The sequence below is a fragment of the Pseudomonas mohnii genome, from assembly GCF_900105115.1.
Classification (GTDB): domain Bacteria; phylum Pseudomonadota; class Gammaproteobacteria; order Pseudomonadales; family Pseudomonadaceae; genus Aquipseudomonas; species Aquipseudomonas mohnii.
Genome location: NZ_FNRV01000001.1, coordinates 1968099 through 1977500 on the forward strand (window position 1 = coordinate 1968099; position 9402 = coordinate 1977500).

Sequence of the window (9402 nt, forward strand, 5' to 3'; positions counted from 1 at the left end):
TTTTCAGGGGATGGCCGAAAACATGGCAAGCGTCCAAATTCCCAGAGGTTTTTTATCATGGTCATCGATTTCAGCCGTTTGAACAGTTCCTCGTCACTTACGGGCAGTACACGTACCAGCGCAAGCAAGGCAGCGGCCGAGGCCGATAAATCCGCGTCGCTGAATACCCCGGCCGAACAGGCCAGTACCGTCAAAAGCGGGGAATCGGTACATCTCAGCAATGAGGCTCAACAGTTGCAAAAGGTCACTGATACGCTGCGCGATCAACCTGTCGTCGACAACGCCCGCGTGGCTGCGTTGAAAGCAGCGATTGCCGATGGCAGCTACAAAGTCGACAGCAACCGTATAGCCAGCAAACTGCTCAACTTCGAAGCCCAGCGCTAGGCCCAAGGCCTGCGCCAGGCTTTTGGACGCTTAAAACCCAAGGCCAGCCATGCAAGACACTAATTTACTGCAACTGATCATCGACGATTTTGCTCCAGCGCAACAATTGCTGGAGTTACTGCAGATCGAGTCCCTCGCCTTGCATGGTCGCGACATGCCTCTGCTCGAAAACGTTCTAGCGCAGAAACAGGCATTGATCATCTTGCTCGAACAGCATGGCCGCAAGCGCAGCGAGATCCTCGCCAGCCTCAACCTGCCAGCCAACCGCAGCGGCCTGGAACAATTGGCCAGCCAGTCAAGCGTTGGCGAAGCATTGCTGGCGCAAAGCGATGTGCTGACCAACCTCCTGGCCCAGTGCCACACGACCAATGCCAGCAACGGACAGTCGATCCTGATACAGCAAGCCGCTACGGCTACCCAGCTGAAAATTCTGACCGGCGGCGAACCTCCCGCGCTCTACGATGCCAGCGGATCATTCTCCAAGCTTGTGAAACCGCGCCCGCTCAGTCAGGCTTAAGCTTGTCGATGAGCACGCTCTATCAAGACGCGAAACATGCTGGCAAAATGCCCGCTAGCCGTAGTCAAAATTTGTCTGGAGATTGATTAACCGTGTCCAATGCCTTAAATGCGGATGATGCTCCGCAGCCACCCAAGGTGCTTAGCACGCCTCTGGAAATCTCCAGCAACCTGCGCCAGCTGCAAGAAAGTCATGACCCACTGATCATTACGTTCCACGAGCGCAGCCAGCGTTTCCAGAGCTATCTGGTGGACATTGATCGTGAAACCAACATGATTGCCCTGGACGAAATGATTCCCCGCGACGGCGAACGTTTCCTGTTGGCCGGCGAACCCTTCAAAGTCGAAGGCTTCCACGAAGGCGTGCGCATTGCCTGGGAAAGCAACGGTCCGCTGACTATCGACGAATCCGGCGATAGTCGTTGCTATCGCGGCACGCTGCCCGATGAAGTGGTCTACCACCAGCGCCGCAATGCATTTCGCGCGGCGTTGAAGCTGGCACAATTGGTCGACGTCGACCTTGATGGCGAGAAAATCAAGACACCGATCAGCGGCAAGCTGCTGGACATCTCGGCTACCGGTTGCAAGTTACGCTTTTCTGGCGACATCACTGACCGACTGCAATTGGGTCAAGTCTATGACCGTTTCGTGGCCGCCCTGCCCTTTGGCAAGATGACAGCCCCGGTCGAGTTGCGTTACCTGCACTTTGAAGAAAAGATCTCCACCACCTTCGCCGGTGTGCGCTTCCATAACATGAGCGGACTGGTGCAACGGCAGGTCGAGCGGTTCGTCTATCAGTTGCAACGCGAAGCGCGTCGCTTCGACAAAGACGACTTCTGAGACAGTCCTTCAACAAAAACGGGCAGCCCCTTGCGGTGACTGCCCGTTTTTTTTGCCTCAGCGTTATGGCCTGGCCTCGGTAAAACTTTTTTCGCTGCCCGCGTCCGGCTGCTCACGAGGTGTATCGTCTTCAGGCTCCGATTCGGCCCCTGGTTCGGAAGGTATCGGGTTCTGCATCTGGTCCTGCACCACCTGCTCATTCACCCGCGGATCGAGTGCCGCCACCAGTGGCGAGCTCGACATACTATCCGGCATGGCGACGTGCTGCAGAGGCGCATCGTCCACCTGATGCAGGTTGGTTACCGCTTTCGGACGGATTCGCCACACCAGGATCAACGCGAAAAAACTGAAGAATGCATAAAGCATCTGGCTGCCGAACAACTTCATCAGCACCCCGGCCACCAGCGGTCCGATACTGGCGCCGACCCCGTAGGTCACCAACAACATGGCGGTCAGCGATACACGACGATCCCCCTCGATGTGGTCATTGGAAAATGCCACTGCCAGCGGATACAGACAGAACTGGACCAATGAGCAGAGAAAACCGGCGATGAACAATACCTCTAGCGGAACCCGCTCCATGATCGCCAACGGCAAAGCGGCCAGAGCCAGGCTGAAAGCAAAACTGCGGATCAACAGCGCCCGGTCATAGCGATCGGACAACCACCCCAGAGGCCACTGCACCAGCAGCCCGGCAAAAATGCAGCTACCCATGAACAAACCGACCTGCTCGGTGGACAACCCTTGCTGAGAGGCATACAGCGGTGCCAAGCCATAAAACGAACCGACGATCAGCCCAGCCCCCAACACCGTACTCAACGACTGCGGCACACGCTTGATAAAGAACCTCGGCTCCATCGGTGCCGGATGCAACGGCGCCGGGTGAATGCGTCGGGTCAGGGCCACCGGCACCAGGCACAAAGCAAAGCACAGGGCGACCAACATCAGTAACTCGAGCCCCAGCCCCGGGTGCATGACCAGAATCAACTGACCCAGCACCAACCCCAGATACGACGCAATCATGTAGCCGCTAAACACCACCCCGCGTTGCTTGGTGTCAGCTTGTTCGTTGAGCCAACTCTCGATGACCATGTATTGGCACATCATGCCGAGACCGACGATTACCCGCAGGAATAGCCAGGCAGGCAACCAGTTCACCAGACCATGGCCTAGCACCGCCGCGCCGACGATCCCGGCACAGGCCGAATAAGCTCGAATGTGGCCGACCCGGGCAATCAACCGGTGGCCGATCTTGCCGCCCAGTACCAGACCAAAATAGTTGGCAGCCATCAACGCACCGACCCACAGACTGTCGACATGGTCGGCAGCCAGACGCAATGCCAGGTAAGTACTCAAAAGGCCTGAACCGATCAACATCATCAGCGAGGCGAAATAAAGCGCTCGAAAGGATTTCCAGATTTGGCGCATCGGCGTTCCGAGCGGCTCCTTGCAGTGAGAAACGGACTATCCAAACGATAGCCCGGTGTCGACATTTCGTCAGGCCTGGGCTGCTAGAACACGCCGCTCCCAGGGAGTAATTTCATCGTAAAAACTGGTCAACTCCATGGTCTTCGAAGCGATGTAGCCTTCGATGAACTCTTTGCCAAACAGTTCCTTTGCCAGTTGGCTACGTTTCAGACGCTCGAGAGCAGCATGCAAGGTACAGGGTAACGAAAGATTGTCCGGCACTTCAAATTCGCCCTGGATCGGATCGCTCGGTTCCAGTCGTCGTTCAATGCCATAGAGTCCCGCCGCCAGGCTAGCGGCAATTGCCAGATAAGGATTGGCATCAGCCCCCGGCAAGCGATTCTCGACCCGACGAGCGACCGGCGAACTGGCCGGAATACGCAAGCCTGCTGCCCGGTTGTCATGGGACCAACAAGCGTTATTCGGTGATGCGAAAGGATGGCACAAGCGCTGATACGAGTTCACGTTCGGCGCAAACAGCGCGGTGAAGTCGGCCATGCAGGCCTGCTGTCCGGCAATGAAATGACGGAAGGTCGCCGTCGGCTGGCCGTCTTCACCACTGAATACGTTATGTCCGTTATCGATATCGACGATGCTCTGGTGGATATGCATCGAACTGCCCGGTGTATGCGCCAATGGCTTGGCCATGCAGACAACGATCAGGCCATGCTTGAGCGCCACCTCTTTGAGCAAATGTTTGAACAGGAATGTCTGGTCGGCCAATAGCAGCGGATCGCCATGTAGCAGGTTGATCTCAAACTGACTGACGCCCATTTCGTGCATGAATGTATCGCGCGGCAAACCCAACGCCGCCATGCAGGCGTAGACCTCACTGAAGAACGGGCGCAGACCGTTATTGGAGCTGACACTGAACGCCGAATGACCATCCTCGCTACGTCCGTCCAGTCCTGTTGGAGGCTGGAAGGGTTGGGACGGATCGGTATTAGGTGCAAAGACAAAGAACTCCAGCTCGGTTGCCACCACCGGCGCGAGGCCAAGCGCCGCGTAACGTGCGATAACAGCCTTGAGTTGACCACGAGTAGAAAGATTGGAGCTGGCGCCGGTCAGCTCATCCGCGTCGCAAATGGCGAATGCCCGTGGCTGCTGGGTCCAGGGCAAGCGATGGGTCTGCGCGGGATCTGCCACCAGCGCGAGGTCTCCATCATCGCTTCCATAAAAGCGTGCTGGCGGATACCCACCCATGATGCATTGCAGCAGCACACCGCGCGCCATCTGCAAACGGCGTCCGTCGAGAAAGCCCTCGGCGGTCATCACTTTGCCCCGTGGCACGCCATTCAAGTCCGGTGTGACGCATTCAATCTCATCAATACCCGCCAATCGCTGCGCGAGTGAACTGAGGCCATCCGCTTTCATGACGCAATCCTTGTTGTTGTGCGAGCCGTGAACGGCGACGCGTACAAAATAGACTCCGCGTGTTCAGAATATCAAGCAGTGTTAATCAAAAAGGTCTGCGGCCAGAGAAAGGCTCAAGGCAGGTACAGACTGAATACGCCTCCACCCAATGGGCCGCCGTTGCTGATTCTGGTGTGCCCCCCGACGCCGTTTCGCTGATGCAAGGCCGCGATCCGCCCTGCAAAGTACAAACCCAGCCCGGTACTACCGCTACTTTGATTGATACCCTGCACATAATCAGCCTGTCGCTCGATCATCTCGCACGGATACCCTTCACCATCATCGTTGATGGTCAGCACCAGTTGCCCAGCCTCATCGCTGACGGTGATCAATAGCGCATGCCGGGCATAACGAATGGCGTTGTTGATGCTGTTGGCCAATACCGAAGCAATCAGCTCCCGATCGAAGAAACCCAAAGGGCTCAGCGGATCGACCTCGAAAGAAGCGGCAATACCACGACTGGCGAACACGTCCTGATGACACGCCAATTGCGCTTCAATGAAGTCATCCAGCTCATGGTAGGCCGGCTGCAGGGGCATTTGATTGACGCCCAACTTGTACAGCCCCAGCAACTGCACGAGCATGCCGTTGAGGTGAGCGAACTCGAACTCGATCACGCCCTGCTCCGCAGATTGACGGGTCGGGTCGGGCAGGTTTGCCAACCATTGGCTGTGGGCGCGCATCAGCATCGCCAATGAGTTCTTCATGTCGTGTACGGTTGAAGCAATCACCGTAGAGAAATCCAATGCTTGCTGGTTGTCGTTCATTCGCCAAACGCCTTGCTTTTAAGCTTCTGATAACGCGGATAACGAGCATCGGTGTCAGGCATCAAACCAACCATTTTCAGACAGGTTCGACATTCTTCGAGCTCGGCCGACGGCACATTGGTATCAGTGCCATGCAGCAATGCCTGCGCCATGTTCAACGCGATACTGATGTTTTTCGGCTGTAGCGCCAGGGCCTTGCGGAAAACGTCCCGGGCCTCTACCAGATTACCGGTCTTGTACACGCGTACGCCTTGCCGGTTGAGGTCAGCGGCGGCGTTGCCGGAGTTGAGGATGGTCGGATCATCGGTCAACTTGGCGATGCCCTTCATGACAGCGGGGTCATCACCATAGATTTCCGCACAGTTTTTCAACATCGACGCGCCCGCACTGGGTTGTCCAAGCATTTGAAGTTGCTTGGCCACCAAGAGTGCCGCTTCCGCGCTCATGAACTGCTCCATGCCATCGAGGCGCATCATCGCTTGCTCGGTAAGCTTTTCGGCGGTTTCACTGTCGTTGAGCAAAAGACTGGTCGCCTTCATCAACCGGGCACGAATTTGCAGACCGGGGTCAGACGGATTCTCTTTGGCCACAGCGCTCAGCGTCGTATTGATCTCCAGCCGCGTTCGGGTATCCAGGCCCTTTTCACTCCCTTTGCTGATCAAGGCATGGGCCAGTCCGAGGTTACTTTCCGCATCCTTGAAACGTGACTGGGCGCCTTGGCTAACAGCCTGACGGTAGGCTCTGGAGGCTGTGTCAAAATCTTCATTGGTCATCGCCAATTTGCCTAACTGCGCTTGTCGGCGCACAGCCAATGGCGATAAGCGAATTGCTTCTTCCAATACCGCCTGCGCCGCCTTGGTGTCACCTTCGGCGACCAGCACATCCGCCATACCGTCGTACAGCGCCGGCATCATCGGGAACACTTTCAGTGCTTTTTCGTAGACACCTTTAGCTTGTGCAATCTGACCCCGCTTGAACAGTAATTGCCCAAGCCCGGCAAAGGCCCAGGGCAAAGGACGATCTGCAATGATGCTGTCGTAAAGACGCTCAAGCGCCTCATTCTGGTTGAGGTCGCGCAGGGCGTCGGCACGATAGCGCAGGCACAATGGCGAGTAGCGGATATCTTGCTTGCACAGGGCGATGCAGGCGTTTAGCACTTCAAGAGGCTTGTCCCGATCGAGAGCTTGCAGGATCGGCTTGAGCAAGGTTTTGCGCTGTTCCAGGCGCTCCAGGCGCTGGGCCAGGCCGGAGCGGTTGAAGGGTTTGGTCAGGTACGCGTCGGGCTCGTGTTCCAGGGCGCTGAGTACCATGGCCTGGCTGGTTTCGGCGGTGACCATGACGAATACACTTTCATGGCTGATCAGCTTTTCGATCATCAGGTCTTCGAGGACTTGTTGACCGTTCTTCTTGCCATCGCCGAGATGAAAATCCTGCAGGATGAAATGATAGGACTTCTGCGCACACATACGCAGTGCTTGCTCACCGGAATCGGCAGTATCTACATCCTTCACACCCAGTTCCCGCAGCATGGACCTGACCGAACTGCGGAAATCCGAAAAATCATCGACGATCAGAAAACTCTTTTGGTGATACGACAGCATCGAAGATTTCCAGGCAATTTAAGAAGAAGAATCAAAAGGCCAATACGCGAAAAAGATCAGCTTCATTGCCTCTTTCGGCGCGCAGATGATAGCTAGTAGCCATTAGCTAGCAAGTGATTTTTCTCAAACCAAACGACGGTTCGGAAGATACGAGAAATAAAGTTCACTGTAGCCATACGGTTATCGGCCAGAGGTGGCGTTCTCTTGAAGCGGCAAAAGGGCTATCGCGCTTTTTCGTTGAGAAAAAGGCCTCATAGGTATTACCCCCCCAGGAGCCAGAAACCATCGCTGCCGCTGCCATTTCCGGCGCAGTACTTTCCTGCGGACAAAAACAAAACCCCTACCTGCATACGCAGATAGGGGTTTCGGAATTTAATCTTGACGATGACCTACTCTCACATGGGGAAACCCCACACTACCATCGGCGATGCATCGTTTCACTGCTGAGTTCGGGATGGGATCAGGTGGTTCCAATGCTCTATGGTCGTCAAGAAATTCGGGTACCGAACCGTCTTTCGACGCTTCAGCAAATTGGGTATGCGATAGTTTGTGCGGCTTTTGTGAATCGTTGCGAACTTTCGGTTCATTGCGTCTTCACACACCGCAATCTGGTGCCTTTTCAGGTCAGCAAATTGCTTGGGTGTTATATGGTCAAGCCTCACGGGCAATTAGTATTGGTTAGCTCAACGCCTCACAGCGCTTACACACCCAACCTATCAACGTCGTAGTCTTCGACGGCCCTTCAGGGGACTCAAGGTCCCAGTGAGATCTCATCTTGAGGCTAGTTTCCCGCTTAGATGCTTTCAGCGGTTATCTATTCCGAACATAGCTACCCGGCAATGCCACTGGCGTGACAACCGGAACACCAGAGGTTCGTCCACTCCGGTCCTCTCGTACTAGGAGCAGCCCCTCTCAAATCTCAAACGTCCACGGCAGATAGGGACCGAACTGTCTCACGACGTTCTAAACCCAGCTCGCGTACCACTTTAAATGGCGAACAGCCATACCCTTGGGACCGGCTTCAGCCCCAGGATGTGATGAGCCGACATCGAGGTGCCAAACACCGCCGTCGATATGAACTCTTGGGCGGTATCAGCCTGTTATCCCCGGAGTACCTTTTATCCGTTGAGCGATGGCCCTTCCATACAGAACCACCGGATCACTAAGACCTACTTTCGTACCTGCTCGACGTGTCTGTCTCGCAGTCAAGCGCGCTTTTGCCTTTATACTCTACGACCGATTTCCGACCGGTCTGAGCGCACCTTCGTACTCCTCCGTTACTCTTTAGGAGGAGACCGCCCCAGTCAAACTACCCACCATACACTGTCCTCGATCCGGATAACGGACCTGAGTTAGAACCTCAAAGTTGCCAGGGTGGTATTTCAAGGATGGCTCCACGCGAACTGGCGTCCACGCTTCAAAGCCTCCCACCTATCCTACACAAGCAAATTCAAAGTCCAGTGCAAAGCTATAGTAAAGGTTCACGGGGTCTTTCCGTCTAGCCGCGGATACACTGCATCTTCACAGCGATTTCAATTTCACTGAGTCTCGGGTGGAGACAGCGCCGCCATCGTTACGCCATTCGTGCAGGTCGGAACTTACCCGACAAGGAATTTCGCTACCTTAGGACCGTTATAGTTACGGCCGCCGTTTACCGGGGCTTCGATCAAGAGCTTCGCGTTAGCTAACCCCATCAATTAACCTTCCGGCACCGGGCAGGCGTCACACCCTATACGTCCACTTTCGTGTTTGCAGAGTGCTGTGTTTTTAATAAACAGTCGCAGCGGCCTGGTATCTTCGACCGGCGTGGGCTTACGCAGCAAGTGCTTCACCCTCACCGGCGCACCTTCTCCCGAAGTTACGGTGCCATTTTGCCTAGTTCCTTCACCCGAGTTCTCTCAAGCGCCTTGGTATTCTCTACCCAACCACCTGTGTCGGTTTGGGGTACGGTTCCTGGTTACCTGAAGCTTAGAAGCTTTTCTTGGAAGCATGGCATCAACCACTTCGTGTTCTAAAAGAACACTCGTCATCAGCTCTCGGCCTTAGAATCCCGGATTTACCTAAGATTCCAGCCTACCACCTTAAACTTGGACAACCAACGCCAAGCTGGCCTAGCCTTCTCCGTCCCTCCATCGCAATAACCAGAAGTACAGGAATATTAACCTGTTTTCCATCGACTACGCTTTTCAGCCTCGCCTTAGGGACCGACTAACCCTGCGTCGATTAACGTTGCGCAGGAAACCTTGGTCTTTCGGCGTGGGTGTTTTTCACACCCATTGTCGTTACTCATGTCAGCATTCGCACTTCTGATACCTCCAGCAAGCTTCTCAACTCACCTTCACAGGCTTACAGAACGCTCCTCTACCGCATCACCTAAGTGATACCCGTAGCTTCGGTGTATGGTTTGAGCCCCG

At 55.2% G+C, this 9402-nt stretch carries 7 protein-coding genes and 2 rRNA genes (1 of these 9 cut by a window edge); 3 read left to right on the plus strand and 6 right to left on the minus strand.

Annotated features, from left to right (window positions below; genetic code table 11):
* Positions 1-57: 57 nt before the first annotated feature.
* From flgM to BLV61_RS09250, 3 genes are all read left to right on the plus strand, one after another.
* The gene (gene flgM / locus BLV61_RS09240) at positions 58-384 is read left to right on the plus strand and encodes a flagellar biosynthesis anti-sigma factor FlgM (RefSeq protein WP_047532293.1); all 327 of its coding nucleotides are present in this window, start codon (positions 58-60) and stop codon (positions 382-384) included.
* Between the two features lie 49 nt (positions 385-433).
* Positions 434-901, plus strand: coding sequence for a flagella synthesis protein FlgN (locus BLV61_RS09245; RefSeq protein WP_047532295.1), 468 nt, complete (start codon positions 434-436; stop codon positions 899-901).
* A 92-nt stretch (positions 902-993) separates the two neighbouring features.
* Positions 994-1740, plus strand: a complete 747-nt coding sequence (locus BLV61_RS09250; protein WP_047532296.1) for a flagellar brake protein — start codon at positions 994-996, stop codon at positions 1738-1740.
* 63 nt (positions 1741-1803) lie between these two features.
* Here the strand turns inward: BLV61_RS09250 and BLV61_RS09255 are convergent, their stop codons facing one another.
* The 6 genes from BLV61_RS09255 to BLV61_RS09280 form a co-directional block, all read right to left on the minus strand.
* The gene (locus tag BLV61_RS09255; RefSeq protein WP_047532298.1) at positions 1804-3168 is read right to left on the minus strand and encodes an MFS transporter; all 1365 of its coding nucleotides are present in this window, start codon (positions 3166-3168) and stop codon (positions 1804-1806) included.
* A gap of 69 nt (positions 3169-3237) precedes the next feature.
* On the minus strand, positions 3238-4479 hold the full coding sequence (locus BLV61_RS09260; protein WP_167361833.1) for a glutamine synthetase family protein: 1242 nt from the start codon (positions 4477-4479) through the stop codon (positions 3238-3240).
* 215 nt (positions 4480-4694) lie between these two features.
* Entirely contained in the window at positions 4695-5387 is a 693-nt protein-coding gene (locus BLV61_RS09265; protein WP_090464373.1) for a sensor histidine kinase, read from the minus strand.
* A complete protein-coding gene (locus BLV61_RS09270; RefSeq protein WP_047532304.1) occupies positions 5384-6988 on the minus strand; it encodes a response regulator in 1605 nt (534 codons plus the stop codon). The genes BLV61_RS09265 and BLV61_RS09270 overlap by 4 nt, the downstream gene beginning before the upstream one ends.
* 376 nt (positions 6989-7364) lie before the next feature.
* Positions 7365-7480 (minus strand): 5S ribosomal RNA (rrf, locus tag BLV61_RS09275).
* A gap of 155 nt (positions 7481-7635) precedes the next feature.
* Positions 7636-9402, minus strand: a 23S ribosomal RNA gene (locus tag BLV61_RS09280) (it continues 1125 nt past the right edge of the window).

What these genes read in the sequence shown, in the direction of transcription:
- BLV61_RS09270 (WP_047532304.1), bottom strand. Translation starts at nt 6,988, where the DNA reads ATGCTGTCGTATCACCAAAAGAGTTTTCTGATCGTCGATGATTTTTCG.
- BLV61_RS09260 (WP_167361833.1), bottom strand. Translation starts at nt 4,479, where the DNA reads ATGACCGCCGAGGGCTTTCTCGACGGACGCCGTTTGCAGATGGCGCGC.
- flgM (WP_047532293.1), top strand. Translation starts at nt 58, where the DNA reads ATGGTCATCGATTTCAGCCGTTTGAACAGTTCCTCGTCACTTACGGGC.
- BLV61_RS09255 (WP_047532298.1), bottom strand. Translation starts at nt 3,168, where the DNA reads ATGCGCCAAATCTGGAAATCCTTTCGAGCGCTTTATTTCGCCTCGCTG.
- BLV61_RS09245 (WP_047532295.1), top strand. Translation starts at nt 434, where the DNA reads ATGCAAGACACTAATTTACTGCAACTGATCATCGACGATTTTGCTCCA.
- BLV61_RS09265 (WP_090464373.1), bottom strand. Translation starts at nt 5,387, where the DNA reads ATGAACGACAACCAGCAAGCATTGGATTTCTCTACGGTGATTGCTTCA.